This is a genomic window from Thalassovita aquimarina, assembly GCF_018219815.1.
In the GTDB taxonomy this organism is placed as follows: domain Bacteria; phylum Pseudomonadota; class Alphaproteobacteria; order Rhodobacterales; family Rhodobacteraceae; genus Thalassobius; species Thalassobius aquimarinus.
Window position 1 is genome coordinate 46,130 of the sequence record NZ_JADMKU010000007.1, and the last position, 20,191, is coordinate 66,320.

Below are 20,191 nucleotides of genomic sequence, written 5' to 3' on the forward strand. Positions count from 1 at the left end.
ATTGTTATGCCGATTGATGACGAAGTTATTTTTTTCGAGAATCTGCGCCGCGGCGACGTGCCTGTTGTCGGTGGAAAGAATGCCTCGCTTGGCGAGATGGTACAGACACTTGGCGCGATGGGCATCCGGGTGCCGCCGGGATTTGCCACCACCGCGAACGCCTTTCGCCGCTACATTCAGGCAAACACGCTCGACGCGCTGATCACCGATACGCTGGCCGATTATGGCGACGGAAAGATCACGCTGCACAAGGCGGGCGAAATGATCCGCTCCGCGATCGTCGCGGGCAACTGGCCGGAGGAAACCGAAACCGCGATCCGACAAGCCTACCGGTCGCTTTCGGATCGGTCCGGCCAGCGCGACATCGCGGTCGCGGTCCGTTCCAGCGCCACCGCCGAGGACCTGCCGGATGCCAGCTTCGCCGGTCAGCAGGAAACCTTTCTGAACGTGACCGGCGAAGAAGACCTGCTGATCGCCTGTCGCAAATGCTATGCCTCGTTGTTCACCGACCGCGCGATCACCTATCGCGAACTGAAGGGATTCGACCACATGCAGGTCGCCCTGTCGATCGGGGTGCAGCGGATGGTGCGGTCGGACATCGGCGGGGCGGGGGTGATGTTTTCGATCGATACCGAAACGGGATTTGACAAGGTCGTGCTGATCGACGCGGCTTGGGGGCTTGGCGAAAACATCGTGCAGGGCGCCGTCACGCCGGACGAATACCAGGTCTACAAGCCCTTCCTTGACCGCGACGGCCTGCGCCCGATCATCGAGAAGAAGCTCGGCGCCAAGGAAAAGAAAATGATCTATTCCGGGGCGGGCGCCGGCGATCCGGTGCGCAACGTTCCGACCTCGAAGGCCGAACGCGCGCGTTTCGTTCTGAGCGATGACGAGGTGCTGGATCTGGCCCGGCAGGCCGCCGTCATCGAAACCCATTACGGTCAGCCGATGGACATGGAATGGGCCAAGGACGGCGTGACCGGCGAACTGTTCATCGTGCAGGCGCGCCCCGAAACGGTTCAGTCGCGCACCGCTGCGCAGACGTTCAAACGCTATTCCGTCGGCGCGCACGGGGCGACGATCGTGACCGGGCTGTCGGTCGGGGAACAGGTCGCATCGGGGCATGTATGCCTGATCGAAACCGCCGAGGATATCGATCGTTTCGTCGATGGCGCGGTTCTGGTGACGTCCACGACCGATCCGGACTGGGTGCCGATCATGAAACGCGCCTCGGCCATCGTGACCGACCACGGCGGCCGGACCAGCCACGCTGCCATCGTCAGCCGGGAACTGTGCGTTCCGGCGCTCGTTGGGTGCGGCAACGCGACCTATGTTCTGCACGATCAGCAGGACGTCACTGTCAGTTGCGCCGAAGGCGATGTCGGCTATGTCTACGAAGGCCATGCCGAGGTCACCGTCGAGGATCTCGACATGGCGGAGGTGCCCGCGACGCGCACCAAGGTGATGCTGAACATGGCCAATCCCGCGACGGCGGCCCGTTGGTGGCGCTTGCCGGCGGATGGCGTCGGGCTGGCGCGGATGGAATTCGTCATTACCAACACGATCCGGGTGCATCCCGAGGCCTTGCTGCACTTCGACGAAATTCAGCAGCCCGATGTCCGGGCCGAGATCGAGGAACTGACGCGCGGGTATGAGGACAAGACCGACTACTTTGTCGACCGGCTCGCGCTCGGCCTGTCGCGGATCGCCGCCGTTGCCTATCCGAACCCGATGATCCTCAGGATGAGCGACTTCAAGACCAACGAATATGCCGACCTGCTGGGCGGGGCGCAGTTCGAACCGGAGGAAGCGAACCCGATGATCGGCTGGCGCGGCGCGTCGCGCTATTACGATCCCGCCTACCGGGACGGGTTCCGGCTGGAATGCCGCGCGATCCGCAAGCTGCGCGAGGTGATCGGGTTTGACAACGTGATGGTGATGATCCCGTTCTGCCGAACGCCGGAAGAGGCGGACCGAGTCATCGAGGTGATGCAGCAAGAGGGGCTTGAACGCGGCGCGAACGGGCTGCAGACCTACGTGATGTGCGAAATCCCCTCCAACGTGGTGCTGGCCGAGGAGTTCGCCAAACGGTTCGATGGCTTTTCGATCGGGTCGAACGACCTGACCCAACTCACATTGGGCATCGATCGCGACAGCGACAAGCTCGCCCCGCTGTTCGACGAGCGCCACGAGGCGGTGCAGTGGATGATCCGCACGGTGATCCGCAAGGCGCATGAAGCGGGGGCGAAGATCGGGCTGTGCGGGCAGGCGCCGTCGAACTATCCGGATTTCGCGCGGGTGCTGGTTGAGGCCGGGATCGATTCAATCTCGGTGGTGCCGGACAGTTTCGTCCAGGTGAAGAAACACGTCGCCGCGGCTGAAAACGGCTGATCCGAAGGGCAGGGCGCAGGCGGGCCTGTCCATGGAAACAGGCCCGCAACGCCGGTGTTATTCCTTCACGTAGGGCTTGCCGTCCGCGGCGGGCGGCCGGGCCCGGCCGATCAGGCCGGCAACGACGATGATCGTTGCGATATAGGGGGCCATGGACAGGAATTCCGACGGGATCGGCGTGTTCAGCAGCGCCAGCTTCTGCTGCAGCGAGTCGGCGAAACCGAACACCAGCGCCGCCATCAGCGCGCCGACCGGGTGCCAGCGGCCGAAGATCATCGCCGCCAGACCGATGAAGCCGCGCCCGCCGGTCATGTTTTCGTCGAACCGTCCGACCGACCCCAGGGTGAACCATGCGCCGCCGAACCCCGCCACCATGCCGCCAAGGGTGACGTGGATGTAGCGGGTGCGGTACACGTTGACGCCCAGCGTATCGGCGGCGCGGGGATGTTCCCCAACGGCCCTTGCGCGCAATCCGCTGCGGGTATGGAACAGGTAATAGGTCGCAAGCGTCACGAGGATCAGCGCGCCGTAGACGAAGATGTTCTGGTTGAACAGCATCGGCCCGATCACCGGGAGGTCGCCCAGCAGCGGGATCTTCACCGCCCGGAAAACCGGCGCGTTGTTCAGTTGGCGCAATTCGGAAAATACCTGCGAACTGACGTAACTCGTCACCCCGAGGACGAACAGGTTGATGACCACGCCGGCGACGATCTGATCCATCCTGTAGGTCACCACCAGCGCGGCCAGGATGAAACCGAAAGCCCCGCCAACAAGCACCGCCGCGACCAATCCGCCCCAGCCGCCCAGCAGCGACCCGATCAGCGCCCCGGTGAAGGCGCCGGCCAGCAGCATCCCCTCGATCGCGATATTGACCACCGCGACGCGTTCGCACAGCACCCCGGCCAAACCGCCAAGCGCGATCGGCATGGCGCGCACCACGGTGGCCTGCAACATGCCGGTCAGCGAAAACGATTTGCCCGCCGTCGCCCAGACCAGGAAGGCAAAGACCAGGATCGCCAGCCCGAAGCCCAGCGACAGCGAAGTCCAGCGCGTCCCGCCCCGGATCAGTTCCCGCGCGCCAAGAAAGGCCAGCAGCGCCGCCGCGACATAGGTGAACGGCCCCGCCGGAACCACCAGGTTGGGCAGCGCGAAAGGATCGGTCGGGCGTGACAGGCGGAAGGTTGCGTCGCCCGAAAGGCCCAGCCCGAAAACGAACACGACAAACAGCGCCAGAACGATCAGCAGGACGCCGATGATCCGGGATTGGCGCTGCTTGCTGGTTTCGATCTTCTGGGTGGCGATGGAAGTCTCGGTCACGTCGGTCATTGCGACCCTCCAGCAGCTTTGTCGGATTTCCGGAATCCCCAGGGGAAGATCGCGCGCACCAGAAGAGGCGCGGCGATGAACACGATGATCAGGGCCTGGATGATCGCGATCAGGTCGATCGACACGCCCGCGTCCACCTGCATCTGTCGTCCTCCGGCCTCCAACCCGCCAAACAGCAGGCCGGCGAACAGGATGCCGACCGGGTGCGAGCGGCCAAGCAGGGCAAGCGCGATAGCGTCAAAGCCGATCCCGGCCGAAAAGCCGGGGCTCGCCCGGTCGAGCACGCCCAGAACCTGTGCCGCGCCCGCAAGCCCCGCCAGCGCCCCGGCGGTGCCCATGGCCGCGACGATCACGAGGCCCGATTTGATCCCCGCGTAGCGCGCCGCGTCCGGGTTTTCGCCGCTGGCGCGGAACGCGAAACCGATCTTCGAGCGGAACAGGATCCACCAGACAAGCGCGACCGCCGCGAGCATCAGGAACACTCCGGCATGGACGCGCAGATTGGGATCAAGCCAGTCCAGCAGGCGTGGCAGTTCCCCCGCGTCGGGCACCGATTTCGAAATCGGATCGGACCGGCCTTCCTTCTGGATATACGGTTGCCGCAGCAGGTAGTTCAGAAGCTGGAACGAGATCAGGTTCAGCATGATCGTCGAAATCACCTCATGCGCGCCGGTCGTTGCTTTCAGTATCCCCGCGATAGAGGCATAAAGCGCCCCCACTACCGCGCCGGCGAGCAGCGAAAGCGGCATCAGCAGCAGGAAAGGCAGGCCGTCGAAGGTGAATGAAAACACCACCGCCGCCGTGCCGCCCAGCAGAAGCTGCCCCTCGGCCCCGATATTGAACAGCCCGGTCCGGAAGCCGAGCCCGAGGCCGAGCCCCGCCAGCACCAGCGGGATCGCCGCCGTGATCGTTTCCGAAAGGGCGTTGACGGACCCCACCGATCCCTTGGCCAGCGCCACGAAACTTTTACCGATCGTCGCCAGATCGACCCCCGTGGCGAACATGATCACGGCCCCCAGGATCAGCGCCACGATCACCGCGAAGACCGGCACGATCACCAAATCCTCGAAATCCTGATGCCCGCGCGTGGCGCGCTTGAGAAGCGCGCGGCCGGAATCGTCCAGAGCGCGTTTTCCGATCGACGTCGTCATGCCGCCGTACCCCCCGTTGCCCCGGCCATCGCCAGACCGATCGCGTTGCGATCGGCCGTGCCGCCGGTATTGTCGAATTCGGCCACGATCCGGCCCTTGAACATCACCAGTATCCGGTCGGACAGCGCCATGATCTCGTCCAGTTCGGACGACACGATTAGAACCCCGTCGCCTTCGTCGCGGCTGCCGATCAGGCGTTTATGGATGTATTCGATCGATCCCACGTCCAATCCCCGCGTCGGCTGCGCCGCGATCACCAGCTTGGTTTCGCGTTCGAGTTCTCGCGCCACCACCATCTTTTGCTGATTGCCGCCCGACAGTTTGCCCGCCTGAAGGAAAACGCTCGGCGTGCGGATGTCGAAATCGACGCAGAAGGCGGCGGCGGTTTCTGCCACATGGGGCCAGTCGATCGCGCCTCCGTGGGCATATTCCTCGTCGTAATAGGAATTCAAAACCATGTTTTCGGCGATGGAGAAATTTCCGATCATGCCGGATTTGTGGCGGTCCTCCGGGATATGCGCCATGCCGCGGCGGTGGCGGTCGCGCACCGAAGCGCGGGTAATGTCGTCGCCATCGAACAGAATGGTTCCCGAAGGCGGGTGTTTCAGCCCCGTGATCGCTTCGACCAGGGCGGTCTGGCCGTTGCCCTGCACCCCGGCAATGCCCACGACTTCACCGGAATTCACCGTCAGGCTCACGTGATCGACCGCGACCTCGTCATTTTCGCGCGTCACCACCAGATCCTTGATGTCGAGCATCGGCTTGCCCGGCGCGGCCGGGGCCTTGTCGACTGTGAAGCTGACGGGACGGCCCACCATCATTTCGGCAAGCTGCGCCTCGGTCAGTTCGTGGGGGTCGCCTTCGCCGGTGATGCGCCCGCCGCGCAGCACGCTGATGCGGTCGGAAATCTCGAGGATCTCGTGCAACTTGTGGGTAATGAACACGATCGCCTTGCCGGCGTCGCGCAGCGATTTCACGATGTCGAAGAAATCCTCGACCTCCTGCGGTGTCAGAACGGCGGTGGGTTCGTCGAGGATCAGTACATCGGCCGATCGAAACAGTACCTTGAGGATTTCGACCCGCTGCTGGATACCCACCGGCAAGTCCTCGATCAGCGCGTCGGGGTCGACCTCGAGCCCGTATTTGTCGTTGATTTCGCGGACCTGCGCGCGCGCGGTGTTCAGGTCGAGGTGATCGAACCGGCCGGTCGGTTCGACGCCCAGCACCACGTTTTCTGCGACGGTGAATACCGGGACCAGCATGAAATGCTGGTGGACCATGCCGATGCCCGCGGCGATGGAGGCGCCCGGCCCGTCGAACGCCACCGGTTTGCCGTCGATCAGGATTTCGCCTTCGTCCTGATGATACAGTCCGCAAAGCACGTTCATCAGGGTGGATTTCCCGGCGCCGTTTTCGCCCAGCAGGCCCAGAACCTCGCCGCCCTTTATTTTCAGATTCACCGCGTCATTGGCCACCACCGGGCCGAAACGCTTGGTAATTCCCTTCAACTCGACATCCATCGATTCCGCTCCCTGCCCGAAGGGGACCGGCGCGTCCTGCCGCGAAACAGGCGCGCCGGGTTGTCCTGGTGTCAGTTCCCGACTTTGATGGAACCGTCGATGATGCCCTGCCGGATCGTTTCGACCTCGGCCTTCAGTTCATCGGGGATCATGTCTTCCATGTCATGATAGGGGGCAAGGTCGACACCGCCGTTTTCCAGCGTCCCGACGATCAATCCGCCCTCGAAGTCGCCGTTCATCGTCGTTTCGATGACCTGGTAGACGGTCGAATCCATGCGCTTCATGATCGAGGTGAGATAGACGTGCTTCTTCGCCGGGTCGGTCAGGTAAAGGTCCGCGTCCACGCCGATGATCTTGAGCGCGTCGGTGCCCAGTTCGTCCGCTAGCGCGGCAGAACCGAGCCCGACAGGGCCCGCCACCGGCAGCACGATGTCGGCACCTTCGTCATAGAGGTTTTGCGCATAGGCACGCCCGTCGTCGAGCGATTCGAAGTTGTTGGTGAACAGCCCTTCGCGGCTTTCCGGATTCCAGCCCAGAACCTGTACGCTGGTGCCTTTCTGTTCGTTGTAATACCCGACCCCGGCAGCGAAACCGTCCATGAAAATGGTCACCGGCGGGATGTTAATGCCGCCGAAGGTGCCGACGATCCCGGTCTTGCTCATCCCCGCCGAGAGGTACCCGGCCAGGAAGGCAGCCTGGTCCGTTGCGTAGACCTGCCCCAGGACGTTCGGGATGGTCGGATCATAGGCGAAGTCCACGATCGAAAATTTCTGATCCGGGTTGGCCTTGGCCGCGTTCGCGGTGGCGTCGCCCAGCAGGAAACCGATGGTGAAGATGACGTCGCACTGGCCGCCCAGCAGCGAATTGACGTTCGCCTCGTAATCGGATTCGGCTTGCGATTCGAGGTAACGGCCCTCGATCCCAAGTTTTTCCTGAGCGTCCACCACGCCTTGCCACGCGGTCTGGTTGAAACTGTTGTCGTCAATTCCGCCGGTGTCGGTGACCTGGCAGGCCGTGAAGGCCGAGGCGGCGGTCATCGTCGCGAAAAGAAACGCCGAGGCGGTCATGCCGCGCATGAATTGTCGTGTGAAAGAGGTCATTGTATTTCTCTCCCTGTTGAAAAACGGGCGGTGCGTTCGCTCCGCAATTTCGCAAATCGGGATTTCTCCCTTTGAATTGGCACCTTGGCCGCGATTTTTGGATCTTTGAACTAAGAGTAAAATAACTAAAGGCGCTTGTGTCGATTCAAGTCAACCGCCCTCTCTCTCGCAGTTGCAGCATGGTGGCGCGTTCAAGTTGCGGACGGGGCACCGACAAAGGGGGAGCACACAGGAAACCCGGCCACAACAAAACTGGATGTTTCAGCGGCCCGATAATCGTCGGCCAAATTCGTCCGATACACGAAAATCGTGATCGCGGCGAAATTCGGCGGTCAGAGGTTGATCCGGCCGTCTGGCGTGCCGTTCTGCACCGTCGCTCCGGCGGGAATTCGGGGCTGTTGCAGTAGGGGCTCTTCCCCCGGTCGGCGTCAGACCGGGAGGGGCGGTCCCGGTCAAACCGGGACCCGGTTGTCGGGCCCGCCTTTTGTCGTGGGGCTTAAAACAGAAGCCCGGGAAGCCAGAGGACAAGCGCCGGAAACGCGACGAGAACGGCAAGGCGCAGGATGTCGGCAAGGATGAAGGGGAAAATCCCGCGCACCACGGTCGATTGCGGCACCCCCTGCGACGCGGCCTGAACCACGAACAGGTTCATCCCGACGGGCGGCGTGATCAGGCCGATTTCGGCCACGGTGACGACGATGATGCCGAACCAGACGAGATCGAATCCGAGATCGAGCGCCACCGGCGCGAGGATCGGCACCGTCATCAGCACGACAGAAAGCGAATCCATGAAGCAGCCGAGGATGATGTAGAACACCAGGATCATCAGCATGACCACCAAGGGCGTGACGCCCGCCTGTTCGATCAGGCCGATAAGCATCTGCGGCAGGCCGGTGGATTCAAGGAAGAAATTGAACAGCGACGCGCCGATCAGGATGAAGAAGATCATGCCCGAAAGCCCGGCGATTTCGAAAACGGCGCTGCGCAGTACCTGTCTGTTGAGTTCACCCGAAAACAGTGCGAGGGCGAAGGCGCCGACCGCGCCGACTGCCGCCGCTTCGGTTGGCGAAAAGAGCCCGGTGAAGATACCGCCGATGACGACGACGAAAAGCAGCACGACCGGCCAGGTCGTCTTGAGCGCCTCGATCCGCTCGCGGGCGCTCAGCCGCGGCGTGGTCGGGGCCAGGTCCGGCTTGAGCGAAACGCGGCCAAGGATCGCAAGGCCGTAGAAGACGGCGCCCAGAATGCCGGGGATCAGGGCGGCGACGAACAGTTTACCGACCGAACTTTGCGTCAGCAGCCCGTAGATCACCAGAAGGATCGAGGGCGGGATCAGAACGCCAAGGGTGCCGCCGGCCGCGACCGTTGCCGTGGACAGCGACGGGGCATAGCCGTGCCGCTTCATTTCGGGCAGGGCGACGCGCCCGATCGTGGCGACGGTGGCAAGCGAACTGCCGCAGATCGCGCCGAACATGGCGCAGGCCCCGATGGTGGTGACCGCCAGACCGCCGCGGCGGTGACCGACAAAGCTGTTGATCGCGGTGAACAGCGCGCGCGACAGGCCCGCATGCGCCGCAAACACCCCCATCGCCACGAACAGCGGGATGACGCTGAAGGAATAGGGGAAGACTGAATCATACGGGGTCGATCCGAGGATGAAGGAAATGCCGCCCCAGTCCCCCAGATAGATGGCGCCGATGATCCCCGCGATTGCCATCGCGACGGCAACCGGCACCCCGAGACCGATGAGAAACAACGCACCGAGAAAGCCCAGCACTCCGACAAGCGCGTCAGACATGATGTGCGCTCCTTTGCGACGAAAAGAATTCCAGGACCACCGCGACGAGCGACAGGCCCAGCCCGGTCAGAAGCGGGTACCAGTAATATTCGATCGGGATGCCCAGCTGCTGCGACTTGTCGCCGAACATGGTGCGCACGCTGAAGGTCTGAAACGCATACCACAGCATCAGCCCGATCAGCGCGAGCGTGCCCGCGCCGATCACCCCGCCGGCAACGCGCCGGATGCGGCGCGGCATCGCCATGAGGATGAAATCGACCCCGACATGGGCGCCGGTGAGAAAGGCATAGGGAATGACAAGCCAGGTGCCGGTCACCACGAAAAGCTGAACCATCTCGACCACGCCGGCGACCGGCAATCCGATCGTGCGGCCGATGATGTCGGCCACCGTCACCAGCGCGGCACAGCCATAGGACAGAACGCCCAGTCCCGCGATGACGCCGATGATCGCTCTTAAAATGTCCGCTAACCTTGTCATGGAAACCACTCCTGCAGCGGGGCCGGCCACGCGTGAAACGCGGGCCGGCCCCTTCCGATCGTGTCGGGTTATTGTTGCGCTTCGAACTCTGCGACCTTCGCGACCATCTGGTCATAGATGTCGCGTGCGTTTTCCACGCCGTCGGCTTCGAGCTTGGCAAGGTAGTCGTCGATCACCGGCGCCAGCGCTGCACGCCATTCGGCGCGCTCGGCATCGCTGAGTTCGGTGATCTCGTGGCCTGCGGCGACCGCCTGATCATGGCCGGGCTTGTCCCAGGCATCCCACCAGTCGCCGAACTTGCCGACCAGGTTGTCGCCCGAAGCCGCGTCGACGCAGGCCTGCGCCTTGTCGCTCAGCTTACTGTAGGACCGTTCGTTCATGACGAAGAAGAACGAAACCGTGTAGGCGCCAAGGTCGAGGTGATGGCCCAGAACTTCGTTCAGCCCGAAGGAATTGACCGGGTCCCAGGGGAACACTGTGCCGTCGATCACCCCGCGCTGAAGGTTTTCGTACACCGCGCCCGGGGGCAGGCCCTGGGGATCGGCGCCAAGATGGGACAGCATGTCCGAAATCGCCGGGCTGGGCGTGCGGATGCGCAGGCCCTTGAGGTCTTCCATCGTCTTCACCGGCTTGTCCGCGGTGTGCAGTAGTCCGCCGTTATGGGCGTGCAGCGCCAGCACGTGCAGCCCCTTGTATTCCTCGGCAAGCGGCCCTTGCAGCAGGTCCCACAGCGCATAGGTCGCGGCCCCCGCATCGTCGGTCAGGAACGGCAGGTCGATGATCGAGGTGCGCGGGAAACGCCCGCGCGGAATGCCGTGCAGCCCGTGCGCGATGTCCACGACACCGGCCATGACCTGTTCCTGCTGGCGCGCGACATGGCCCAGCTGTGAACCCGCGGCGGAGATTTCAAAGGTCACTTCGCCGTCGGTGCATTCGGTGATCTGTTCGGTCCACGGCACGATGAAATCCTTGTGGATGCCATGGACCGGCGGCAGGAAATGGCTGAGCTTCAGCTTGGTTTCCGCCTGCGCGCCGGTTGCGGTCAACATGGTTGCCGCCAGCCCGAGCGCCGTGAAGGTTGATTTCAGTTTTTGCATAGAGGCCTCCCTTAGTCTCTTGTGCGATGATAGGGGCGGGCCCGGTTCGCGAACCGGGACCCGTCGGTGATGGGTAATTTCGGTGATCTGCCCGGGACGTTCCGGGGCCGGGGGTGAAGCGTCCTACAACGCCAGCACGATCCGGTTGCCCTTGGCGCGCGAACAGCAGGTCATGATGCGTTCGCCGCTGGCGCGTTCCTGTTTCGTCAGCACCTTGTCGCGGTGATCGATATCGCCTTCGATGACCCGCGCTTCGCAGGTGCCGCACAGGCCCTCGCCGCAATCGAGCGGCATATCGACCCCGGCAGAGCGCAGCGCCTCGTAGAGCGTCTGATCGGCGGCGACAGGAACCGTCAGGCCGCTATCGGCAAGCTCGGCCTCGAAAGCATGTTCGACGCTGGGGTCCAGCGCGCCCGCACCACCCGAGAAATGTTCGTAATGCAGCGTGCCTTCCGGCCAGCGATCGGACAGGTCTTCCAGCGCGTCGAGCATCCGTTCCGGGCCACAGGCATAGACCTGTGTCCCGTCGGGCAGATCGGCAAGCGTCCGGTCCAGGTCGAGCCGTGATCCGTCGGCGCTCAGGTGCAGCGACAGGGCGCCCGCGTGATCGCGCTCGACCCGGTCCAGCAGCGGCAGCGCGGATTGCAGTTTGGCGCAGAAATGCAGCCGGTAGGGTTTGCCAAGCGCCTTGAGCCTGTCGGCCATCGCGACGATCGGGGTGATCCCGATGCCGCCCGCGATCAGCACGTAGCTGGAAGCGTCTTCGTCGAGCTTGAAATGGTTGCGCGGCCCGGCGATCTGGACGCTGTCACCGGCCTTGAGCGTATCGCAGAAATGCTTCGATCCGTCGCGTCCGTCCTCTTCGCGCAGGATCGCGACTTCATAGCTGCTCGTATCATTCGCATCGCCGCACAGAGAGTATTTGCGGCGAAAACCGCCATCGACCAGGTCGATATGCGACCCGGCCGTGAAGGCCGGCAGCGGACGCCCGCGCGGGTCTTGCAGGACGATGTGTTTCACGCCGTCGCCGGTATCGGAGACCGCGCGCACCGTCACCCGGCGCAGGATATCATCCTTGACCGGCGCGCCGATCGCGAAGGACAGGGATTTGTCGAGGATCGCCGGATCGCGGCGTTCGGGATTTTGCGCCGGGTCCCATTCGACATGCAGCGAGGCCGGCCCGCGGAACGAGATGTTCACGAGGTTTTCGAATTTCTGCCCGGGTTTCAGCCGCATATGCGGCAGGCGCCGGGTGAATTCCTCGAGGAACACGCGCATTTCCATCCGGCCGATATTCTTGCCCATGCACTGATGCGCGCCGTAACCGAAGGTCATGTGTTCCGAGGCATTGTCCCGGTAGATGTCGAAATCGTCGGCGTTTTCCCAGTGCCGCGGGTCCTTGTTGGCGCTGGCCTGCACCAGCAGAAGGCGGCCGCCTTCGGGAATTTCGACGCCGCCGACGGCGGTGTCCGCGGTTGCGATGCGGCGCCAGGCCACGATCGATCCGGCGACGCGCAGGCATTCTTCGACCGCACTGGGGATCAGTGCCGGGTTCTGGCACAGCTCGTCCCAGGCTTCGGGATTGCTGAGCAAGGTCCAGAACGCGTTCGCCGTCGCGTTCGAGGTGGTTTCGTGCGCCGCCGCCAGGATCGCCATCATCATCGAGCGCAGGTAGCTTTCCGGCACGATGTCGGGGTGCTTGAAATGCTGGCGCACGGTTTCGTACATCCAGCCTTCGCCGTCGGGATTGGCGATCATCCGGTCCAGGATGCGGTTCGCCGTCTGCCAGAAGCGACCAACGTTTTCTGCGATTTCCAGCTGTTCCTCGGGCGTCGGGCGGCCCCAGGTGTTCAGCGTGTGCGCCACCGCGAATTCGCGCAGTTCGCTGGCGTCGTCTTCGGAGACGCCAAGGAAATGCAGCGCCACCGTCAACGGGATTTCATAGAAGATATCGGAGACCAGATCGGCATGGCCGCGGTCAATGAAGCGATCCATGTATCGCCGCGTCAGCGCGCGCACCGCCGGTTCGTGCTTGGCCAGGTTTTCCGGCAGGAAATCATCCAGCAGCAGCCGGCGCCGGGCCATGTGATCGGGTTCGTCTTCGTTCACCATGGTCCGTTGCATCGCGTAGCCGTATTTTTGCAGGATGCTCTGCGCCTCGGGGGTGGACGGCGTCATTTTCTCGAGCGCGACCGCGGGCGAAAACAGGATGTTGTCGCGGAAGACCGACTTGATGTCCTCATAGCGCGTCACCACCCAATAGCCGATTTCCGGGCTGTAGAAGACCGGTTCTTCCTCGCGCGCCCAACGCAGCGCTTCGGCCGGGTCGATCTGATACTCCCCCTCGAACGGGTTGAAGGCAGAAGCGCGTGCCGAAACCGGGCATCCGGTGGGTGAAGTTGCGTCTGTGGCAATAGGGCATTGTCCCGCCATGGTGATCCTCCCAACTGCGCGCGGGGCGCGCGGCGCTGTCGTTTGCCGCTTTCGGCACTTTTTACCTCTAAAAGCGTCGAACGGCATAAATTTACTTTTATCGCACACTATGTTGCGATATTGTTAACTTGTGTCCGATTCGACGCCTTCCGTCAACTCCGATGGGCGGCAGGGGATTGGCGCAGGCAGCAGGAGAATGCGCGGATGGCGACGCTTCAGACATTGGATCGGGGCATTAAGGCCTTGTTTCTCATCGGCTCTTCCGAGGACGGTCTGACCGTCGGCGAACTGGCCAAGGAACTTGGCGTTGACCGGGCCATCGCCTACCGAGTGGTTTCGACGCTGGAGGAAAACGGCCTCGTGTCGCGGCTGAAGCAGGGGCGGCTGTTTCTTGGCGCCGGGATTTTGCAGCTCGAGGCGCGGTTCCTGCCGCAGTTGCGCAGCCTGGCTGCCATAGAGTTGCAGGCGTTGGCGGACGCGGCGCAGGCGACGGCGTTCCTGTCGATGGCGGATGGCGATGATGGTGTGGCAATCGCGGTTGCCGAACACAGCACCGATTTCCTGCGCGTCAGCTATCGGGTCGGCAGCCGCCACCCGCTGAGCCGCGGCGCCGCCGGGATCGCGATCCTGTCCGGGCGGCCCGCCAAACCCGGCGACAGCGAAGAGGTGCGACAGGCGCGGGCCGATGGATACAGCGTGACGCACGGTGCCCTGCAAAAAGGCGCGGTGGGCGTTGCCGCGCCGCTTGCCCCGATTGACAGGACCGGACGCCCGATCGAATGTTCGATCGGGGTCGTGGCGATGGAAGACCTTGATGTCGACCTCGCGGCGTCTCTGGTCGTGGCCCATGCGCGCGACCTCAGCCGCGCGCTCACGGGCGGCGGCGCATAGGGACGCGGGAAAAACCGGGGCTAAACAAAGCAGGCGGGACGGGGTGAGGGCCCCGGCGCCTTGTGTTTGGACGCTGCGTGACTGTTGAGAACGCGGACTGCCGCAGTTAGCGTTTGCTTCGACATGCTGGAGGATACTACCTTGACCAATACGCCGACCCTTTTTCGCCCGATGACCCTGCGCGGGCTGACCCTGCGCAACCGGATCGTGATTTCGCCCATGTGCCAGTACACCGCGCATGAAGGCCACCTCGAGGACTGGCACATCGTCCATCTGGGGCGCTTCGCCACCGGCGGTGCCGGCGTGGTGTTCACCGAGGCCACGGCGGTGCAGAAATCCGGCCGCATCACGCATGGATGTGCCGGTCTTTGGGACGACAGTCAGATCCCCGGCCACGCGCGGATCGCCCAGTTCGTGCGGCGCAACGGCGCGGTTCCGGCGGTTCAGCTGGGCCATGCCGGCCGCAAGTCGGGCATGCAGCGCCCGTGGTTCGGCAACGGGCCGCTGAACGACGACGATTTCGCGCGCGGTGACATGCCCTGGACGCCGGTTGGCCCGTCCGCCATTCCCGTCGCCGAGGGCTGGCCGGTGCCGCATGAACTGAGCGTGTCGGAGATCGCCGACCTGATCGAAGACTACGCCGCCGCCGCGCGCCGCGCGCTGGCCGCGGGCTACCAGATCGCCGAGGTGCACGGCGCGCATGGCTACCTGATCCACAGCTTCCTGTCGCCGCTGTCGAACAAGCGCGACGATGCCTATGGCGGCGATCTTGCCGGTCGCATGCGGCTGGCGCTGGAAGTGACCGAGGCGGTGCGCGCGGTGTGGCCCGATGACCTGCCGCTGTTCTTTCGCACCTCGGCGGTCGATGGCGACCCCGAGGGCTGGACGCTGGACGACACCGTCGTTCTGGCGCGCGAACTGAAGGCGCGCGGGGTCGACGTGATGGATTGTTCTTCCAGCGGTATCGCCGGTGCGGCGACCGCAGGGGGCAAGCAGAAGCGGCAACCGGGGTTCCAGGTGCCCTACGCGACGCGGGTGCGGCAGGATGCCGAAATGGCCGCCATGGCCGTCGGCCTGATCACCCATCCCGAACAGGCCGAGGCGATCGTGGCCGAGGGGCGCGCCGATCTGGTCGCGATCGGACGGGAAGCCCTGGTCGACCCGTCCTGGCCGCTGCACGCGGCGACGGTGCTGGGCCATGATGTCGAGTTCAGGACCTGGCCGGAACAATACGGCTGGTGGCTTGCAGGCAGGCAGCGCACCTCGGATTTCTATCAGCCCGCCGACCGCGACTGATCCGGTTCGCGCTTGGTGCTGCGGGTGTCTGAGGTTCAGGCCGGACACCCGCTTGGCGAACTGCGGGTGCGATCATATCCGACCCGCGACCTGTTCGGTTACCCGTTGCCTTATTCCGGTCTGATCCGTGAAACCCTGCGGCAAGGCCCGGCCGGTGCGGAGCAGGGGTCATTGCCGAGCGGATTCGGCAATGCAGCGTGCGGGCGGTTCGGGCTGCATGGCAAGCAGATCGATCAGCCCGCAGTTGCCGCGCACCAGGTCTTCCAGCGTGACCATGTCAAGTTCGTGATAAAACGCTTCGACCGCGCGCTGCACATAGCCCCGCAGGCGACAGGTCTCGGTCAGTGGGCAGGTGTTGTTTTCGGTGTCGAAACATTCTGCAAAGGGGATGTCGGCTTCGAACAAACGGAACACGGCGCCGATCGAAACCTGATCCGCCTGCCGCGCCAGCCGCAACCCGCCGGAGCGCCCGCGCAAGGTGCTGAGATAGCCCTCGGCATGCAGCCGCTGGACCACGACCGCAACGTGGTGGGCCGAGGAATTGCAGATTCCCGCGATTTCCGCCGTCCGGATCAACCGGTCGGGGTTAGCAGCGCAGGCCATCAGCACCCGCGCAGCCAGGTTTGTCCGTGTCGTCAGTCGCATTGGCGCTCCTCTTTGGCGGGATTTCTTATGCCAAAAATGCGAAAATACCTTGAGCCAGGTCAAATCGACGCTGGCAGGTGCTTGCCTGGTGGCTGCATTGCGACTTGGATTTGCCGCATTTTGCCGACAACCGACATTTCCCGCTGGGATCATGCCCCGCGCCGTGAAAAGGTCTGGATCGCGCGGTTGGCTTCGCGGTGCCGGTCTATACCGTGCAATCGCTGATTTCGTCGCCGTCCTCGGGCAAGAAGCGGACCGCGCGCGAAACGCGCTGAAGCGGGCAGGGGGCTTCGGCCCCCGGGGCGAGACAAGGCCGGGCCCGCAAGGGGCCGTGCCTCAGCCTGGTTTGCGGAACAGGCGGGTCAGGTCGAACAGTTCGTCCAGCCGGTCGAACCTTTCGCGCGTTTCCGGCCAGCGTTGTTCCTGTGCCGCCGCGATCAGGGCTTCCAGTAGCATCATCGTCGACACGTTCGAATCCCAGGCCGACGGGATTTCCACCCAGCAGTTGAAGCTGTGGGTGGCGACCGAGGTGATCGGGCTGGACCACTGGTCGGTGATCAGAACCACGTTGATGCCGCGTTCGGCCGCCATTTCGGCAAGCCGTTGCAGGTTGGTTTCATAGCGCCGGATGTCGAACACCAGCAGCGTGTCGCCCTTTTCCATGTCCAGCAGGTAATGCGGCCAGGTGGCCGAGGACGAGGTCAGATGCGTGACCTTGGGCCGGACCGCCTGAAAATGGGTGAAGGCATAATCGGCAAGCGCCCGGGTGATGCGGCCGCCGACGACGTAAAGCGGGTGGCTGCTGTCGGCCAGCAGCCGTGCCGCGGCATCGAATCCTTCGCTGTCGACATTCGAAAAGGTGGTTTCGATATTGCGCGTCACGGCCTTGGCGAAGCGGTTGAGCAGATGCGATTCCGGCGCTTCGGAGGCCCAGTTCGCCCGCCGCTCGGTCGGACCCGATACCTTGGCCTGCAATTCCTTCAGCAATGCCTGGTGGAACTGCGGATAGCCCTTGAAGCCCAGTTTCTGCACCATCCGGGCGATGGTCGGGGTCGAAACGCCCGATTGCTCCGCCACGATGGTGATCGAGGCCAGCCCCGCCGCCGGGTAGTTTTCCAGCAGGGCATTGGCGAATTTGCGCTCTGACTGGGTCAGCGTGCTGTATTGCGCTCGGATCAGTTCTCGGACGGTGGCGGTGGGGTGGTTCAAGATCTCTTCCTGTGTGGGACGTCTATTTCTTCAGCATGCAAAGCGGTGGCGCAAGGGCATTTCGGATTCTATGTCGATCATGTGTGAAGAGATATTGACACAAACATAACCGGTGTGAAAAGAATTTTCCAAAACAGGGAGTGAGAGATGCTGAACAATCAGCATGGCGCGGAAGAAAGCGCGGTCGAGGTGATCAATCCCACCGGCCGGGGCGGCGTGTTGCTTATCTGCGAACACGCTTCCAGCGAAATACCCGCGCGTTATGGCGATCTCGGGCTGCGGCCCGAATGGCGGCAAAGTCATGCCGCATGGGACCCCGGTGCGCTTGCGCTGTCGAAAGCGCTCAGCGCCGCGCTGGACGCGCCGATCGTCGCCAGCCGGGTGTCGCGACTCGTGTACGACTGCAACCGCCCGCCGGAAGCCGAAAGCGCCATGCCGGTGCGCTCTGAAGTCGTCGAGGTGCCGGGCAATGTCGGGCTGACCGAGGCGCAACGCAAAGAGCGGACCGACAGTATCTATCGCCCGTTCTGCGCCGCGGTGACCGAGATGATCGCGAAGGGGCCGCGGGTGTTGATGTCCGTGCACAGCTTCACCCCGGTTTATTTCGGCGAGAGGCGGAAGACCGAGATCGGCATCCTACACGACAGCGACAGCCGCATGGCCGACCTGATGCTGGAAAACGCCGGGGCGCTGCCGCATCGCTGTATCGAGCGCAACCAGCCTTACGGGCCGGAAGACGGGGTGACCCATTCCTTGAAACTGCACGGAATCGCAAACGGCCTGGCCAACGTGATGCTGGAAATCCGAAACGACCTGATCCGTGATGAAGGGGACGTCACCACCATGTCACAAGAGTTGCTGAGCATGATCCGGCCCGCGTTGGAGGCGTTGCCCGGCGCCGGGGAAGGGGGGCGGAATGCCTAGGATCATAACCGGATACGTGCGCGGGATCGACGCGATGAACCGCTTTATCGGGCGGATCGCGATGTACATGATCTTCGTCCTCATCGGCGTGCTGCTGTGGTCGTCGGTTTCCAAGGTCGCCTTCACCCCGTCGCTTTGGACGCTGGAAACGGCGCAGTTCGTCATGGTGGCTTATTACATCCTCGGCGGGCCCTATTCGATACAGCTTGGATCGAACGTGCGGATGGACCTGTTCTATGGCGGCTGGTCGCACAAGACCAAGGCTTGGGTCGATGCCTTCACCGTGCTGTTCCTGATGTTCTACCTCGGGATCCTGCTGTACGGCGCGTTGGGGTCGCTGGCCTATGCGCTTGGCTATTTCGGCATGACGCCGCTGGAATACTTCCGCGACCTGTTCGGCGCGCTGTTCACCGGCGGGTTCGACGCGGCGGCGGAAAAGATCGGTTTCCTCGAACGCAGTTCGACCGCCTGGCGGCCGATGCTTTGGCCGGTCAAAACCCTTCTTACCTTCGGTATTTTTCTGATGCTGCTGCAAACACTTGCCGAATTCTTCCGGGATATCGGCCGCATTCGCGGAGTTGAAATCTGATGTCCTATGAAATGATCGCCATCTTGATGTTCGCCGGCATGATGCTGATGCTGATGACCGGCCAGCGCGTGTTCGCCGCCATCGGCTTCGTCGGCGCCTTCGCGGGGCTGATGCTATGGGGCACGGGGGGCGTCGACATGCCGTTCTCGGCCGCGATGAAGCTGATGAAATGGTATCCGCTGCTGACCCTGCCGATGTTCATCTTCATGGGCTATGTGCTGTCGGAGTCCAAGATCGCCGATGACCTCTACAAGATGTTCCACGTCTGGATGGGGCCGGTCAAAGGCGGACTTGCCATCGGGACGATCGGCCTGATGGTCCTGATCTCCGCCATGAACGGACTGAGCGTGGCCGGCATGGCCATCGGCGCCACCATCGCGTTGCCCGAACTGCTGCGCCGCGGCTACGACAAGATCATGGTCACCGGTGTGATCCAGGCCGGATCGTCGCTGGGTATCCTGGTGCCGCCCTCGGTGGTGCTGGTGCTTTACGCGATGATCGCGCGGCAGCCGGTCGGCCAGCTGTGGCTTGCCGGGGTGGTGCCGGGGCTGCTGATGGCGACGCTGTTCATCATCTACATCTATGTGCGCTGCCGGATCCAGCCCGAGCTCGGCCCGGTCCTGCCCGAAGAAGAACGCAACGTGCCGATGTCGGAAAAGCTGCGCCTTCTGCGCGCCGGGCTGCTGCCGCTGATCATCTTCGCCTCGATGATGTTTCCCTTCGTCAAGGGCTGGACCTCGCTTGTCGAAAGCTCGGCCATTGGCGCCATGGCCGCCTTCGTCGCCGCGATCCTGAAGGGGCGGATGACCAAGCAGGTGTTCGAAGTGTCGGTGCGCCAGACCTTGGCGGTGTCGTGCATGTTCATGTGGATCATCCTTGCCGCGCTTGGCTTCGGGGCGATCTTCGACGGGCTGGGTGCCGTGAAGGCGATCGAGAACCTGTTCACCGAACAGCTGGGCCTGAGCCCCTGGATGATCCTGATCCTGATGCAGCTGAGCTTCATCGTCATGGGCACCTTCCTTGACGATACCGCGATGCTGGTGATCGTGGCGCCGCTTTACGTGCCGCTGGTCGGCCATCTGGGCTTCGATCTGATCTGGTACGGCGTGCTTTACACCATCACCACCCAGATCGCCTATATGACGCCGCCCTTCGGCTACAACCTGTTCCTGATGCGCGCCATGGCGCCGCCTGAGATCGGGTTGCGCGACATCTACCGCTCGATCGTGCCTTTCGCGGCGGTGATGGTGCTGGCCCTGACGCTGGTGATGATCTTCCCCGAGATCGCGCTGTGGCTGCCGAACACGGTTTACGGAAAATAATCCACATAAGAGCCCCGTCAG

16 protein-coding genes are annotated in these 20,191 nt (G+C 63.4%); 6 read left to right on the plus strand and 10 right to left on the minus strand.

The features are described 5' to 3' along the window. Positions 1–6: 6 nt before the first annotated feature. The gene (gene ppsA, locus IT775_RS09790) at positions 7–2,391 is read left to right on the plus strand and encodes a phosphoenolpyruvate synthase (RefSeq protein ID WP_212700926.1); all 2,385 of its coding nucleotides are present in this window, start codon (positions 7–9) and stop codon (positions 2,389–2,391) included. 57 nt (positions 2,392–2,448) lie between these two features. On the opposite strand, the gene IT775_RS09795 is transcribed toward ppsA, so the two are convergent. From IT775_RS09795 to IT775_RS09830, 8 genes are all read right to left on the minus strand, one after another. Then, complete coding sequence (locus IT775_RS09795; protein ID WP_212700927.1) at positions 2,449–3,717, minus strand: ABC transporter permease; 1,269 nt, start codon at positions 3,715–3,717, stop codon at positions 2,449–2,451. Further along, the gene (locus tag IT775_RS09800; RefSeq protein WP_212700928.1) at positions 3,714–4,868 is read right to left on the minus strand and encodes an ABC transporter permease; all 1,155 of its coding nucleotides are present in this window, start codon (positions 4,866–4,868) and stop codon (positions 3,714–3,716) included. The genes IT775_RS09795 and IT775_RS09800 overlap by 4 nt, the downstream gene beginning before the upstream one ends. Further along, the gene (locus IT775_RS09805) at positions 4,865–6,388 is read right to left on the minus strand and encodes an ABC transporter ATP-binding protein (RefSeq protein ID WP_212700929.1); all 1,524 of its coding nucleotides are present in this window, start codon (positions 6,386–6,388) and stop codon (positions 4,865–4,867) included. The genes IT775_RS09800 and IT775_RS09805 overlap by 4 nt, the downstream gene beginning before the upstream one ends. Positions 6,389–6,459: 71 nt before the next feature. Then, a complete protein-coding gene (locus IT775_RS09810; protein ID WP_212700930.1) occupies positions 6,460–7,488 on the minus strand; it encodes a BMP family lipoprotein in 1,029 nt (342 codons plus the stop codon). Positions 7,489–7,984: 496 nt separating this feature from the next. Continuing rightward, the gene (locus tag IT775_RS09815; protein WP_212700931.1) at positions 7,985–9,286 is read right to left on the minus strand and encodes a TRAP transporter large permease; all 1,302 of its coding nucleotides are present in this window, start codon (positions 9,284–9,286) and stop codon (positions 7,985–7,987) included. Further along, positions 9,279–9,764 carry a TRAP transporter small permease gene (locus IT775_RS09820; RefSeq protein ID WP_212700932.1) on the minus strand — a complete coding sequence of 162 codons (486 nt, stop codon included), beginning with the start codon at positions 9,762–9,764 and terminating at the stop codon, positions 9,279–9,281. Before IT775_RS09820 ends, IT775_RS09815 begins: the two co-directional genes overlap by 8 nt. A 68-nt stretch (positions 9,765–9,832) precedes the next feature. After that, positions 9,833–10,861 carry a TRAP transporter substrate-binding protein gene (locus IT775_RS09825; RefSeq protein WP_212700933.1) on the minus strand — a complete coding sequence of 343 codons (1,029 nt, stop codon included), beginning with the start codon at positions 10,859–10,861 and terminating at the stop codon, positions 9,833–9,835. Positions 10,862–10,984: 123 nt separating this feature from the next. Further along, a complete protein-coding gene (locus IT775_RS09830; protein ID WP_246525450.1) occupies positions 10,985–13,294 on the minus strand; it encodes a cytochrome P450/oxidoreductase in 2,310 nt (769 codons plus the stop codon). Between the two features lie 204 nt (positions 13,295–13,498). Between IT775_RS09830 and IT775_RS09835 the strand changes: the two genes are divergently transcribed. Both IT775_RS09835 and IT775_RS09840 read left to right on the plus strand, forming a co-directional pair. After that, positions 13,499–14,185 (plus strand): IclR family transcriptional regulator, encoded by a 687-nt coding sequence (locus tag IT775_RS09835; protein WP_212700935.1) that lies wholly within the window; start codon positions 13,499–13,501, stop codon positions 14,183–14,185. 141 nt (positions 14,186–14,326) lie between these two features. After that, positions 14,327–15,481 carry an NADH:flavin oxidoreductase/NADH oxidase gene (locus IT775_RS09840; RefSeq protein ID WP_212700936.1) on the plus strand — a complete coding sequence of 385 codons (1,155 nt, stop codon included), beginning with the start codon at positions 14,327–14,329 and terminating at the stop codon, positions 15,479–15,481. 168 nt (positions 15,482–15,649) lie between these two features. Here the strand turns inward: IT775_RS09840 and IT775_RS09845 are convergent, their stop codons facing one another. Together IT775_RS09845 and IT775_RS09850 are read right to left on the minus strand one after the other, a co-directional pair. Beyond that, positions 15,650–16,126: an RrF2 family transcriptional regulator gene (locus IT775_RS09845; protein WP_212700937.1), complete on the minus strand. Its 477-nt coding sequence runs from the start codon at positions 16,124–16,126 to the stop codon at positions 15,650–15,652. Between the two features lie 336 nt (positions 16,127–16,462). Next, a complete protein-coding gene (locus tag IT775_RS09850; protein WP_212700938.1) occupies positions 16,463–17,335 on the minus strand; it encodes a MurR/RpiR family transcriptional regulator in 873 nt (290 codons plus the stop codon). 147 nt (positions 17,336–17,482) lie between these two features. On the opposite strand from IT775_RS09850, the gene IT775_RS09855 reads away from it, so the two are divergent. The 3 genes from IT775_RS09855 to IT775_RS09865 are packed head-to-tail and all read left to right on the plus strand — an operon-like array spanning position 17,483 to position 20,170. Next, positions 17,483–18,259, plus strand: coding sequence for an N-formylglutamate amidohydrolase (locus tag IT775_RS09855; protein WP_212700939.1), 777 nt, complete (start codon positions 17,483–17,485; stop codon positions 18,257–18,259). Continuing rightward, positions 18,252–18,848 (plus strand): TRAP transporter small permease subunit, encoded by a 597-nt coding sequence (locus tag IT775_RS09860; protein ID WP_212700940.1) that lies wholly within the window; start codon positions 18,252–18,254, stop codon positions 18,846–18,848. The genes IT775_RS09855 and IT775_RS09860 overlap by 8 nt, the downstream gene beginning before the upstream one ends. Further along, complete coding sequence (locus IT775_RS09865; protein ID WP_212700941.1) at positions 18,848–20,170, plus strand: TRAP transporter large permease; 1,323 nt, start codon at positions 18,848–18,850, stop codon at positions 20,168–20,170. The genes IT775_RS09860 and IT775_RS09865 overlap by 1 nt, the downstream gene beginning before the upstream one ends. The last annotated feature ends 21 nt before the right edge of the window (positions 20,171–20,191 follow it).

What these genes read in the sequence shown, in the direction of transcription:
- IT775_RS09845 (WP_212700937.1), bottom strand. Translation starts at nt 16,126, where the DNA reads ATGCGACTGACGACACGGACAAACCTGGCTGCGCGGGTGCTGATGGCC.
- IT775_RS09800 (WP_212700928.1), bottom strand. Translation starts at nt 4,868, where the DNA reads ATGACGACGTCGATCGGAAAACGCGCTCTGGACGATTCCGGCCGCGCG.
- IT775_RS09855 (WP_212700939.1), top strand. Translation starts at nt 17,483, where the DNA reads ATGCTGAACAATCAGCATGGCGCGGAAGAAAGCGCGGTCGAGGTGATC.
- IT775_RS09865 (WP_212700941.1), top strand. Translation starts at nt 18,848, where the DNA reads ATGTCCTATGAAATGATCGCCATCTTGATGTTCGCCGGCATGATGCTG.
- IT775_RS09795 (WP_212700927.1), bottom strand. Translation starts at nt 3,717, where the DNA reads ATGACCGACGTGACCGAGACTTCCATCGCCACCCAGAAGATCGAAACC.
- IT775_RS09830 (WP_246525450.1), bottom strand. Translation starts at nt 13,294, where the DNA reads ATGGCGGGACAATGCCCTATTGCCACAGACGCAACTTCACCCACCGGA.
- IT775_RS09820 (WP_212700932.1), bottom strand. Translation starts at nt 9,764, where the DNA reads ATGACAAGGTTAGCGGACATTTTAAGAGCGATCATCGGCGTCATCGCG.
- IT775_RS09810 (WP_212700930.1), bottom strand. Translation starts at nt 7,488, where the DNA reads ATGACCTCTTTCACACGACAATTCATGCGCGGCATGACCGCCTCGGCG.
- IT775_RS09860 (WP_212700940.1), top strand. Translation starts at nt 18,252, where the DNA reads ATGCCTAGGATCATAACCGGATACGTGCGCGGGATCGACGCGATGAAC.
- IT775_RS09825 (WP_212700933.1), bottom strand. Translation starts at nt 10,861, where the DNA reads ATGCAAAAACTGAAATCAACCTTCACGGCGCTCGGGCTGGCGGCAACC.
- IT775_RS09805 (WP_212700929.1), bottom strand. Translation starts at nt 6,388, where the DNA reads ATGGATGTCGAGTTGAAGGGAATTACCAAGCGTTTCGGCCCGGTGGTG.
- IT775_RS09835 (WP_212700935.1), top strand. Translation starts at nt 13,499, where the DNA reads ATGGCGACGCTTCAGACATTGGATCGGGGCATTAAGGCCTTGTTTCTC.
- IT775_RS09815 (WP_212700931.1), bottom strand. Translation starts at nt 9,286, where the DNA reads ATGTCTGACGCGCTTGTCGGAGTGCTGGGCTTTCTCGGTGCGTTGTTT.
- ppsA (WP_212700926.1), top strand. Translation starts at nt 7, where the DNA reads ATGCCGATTGATGACGAAGTTATTTTTTTCGAGAATCTGCGCCGCGGC.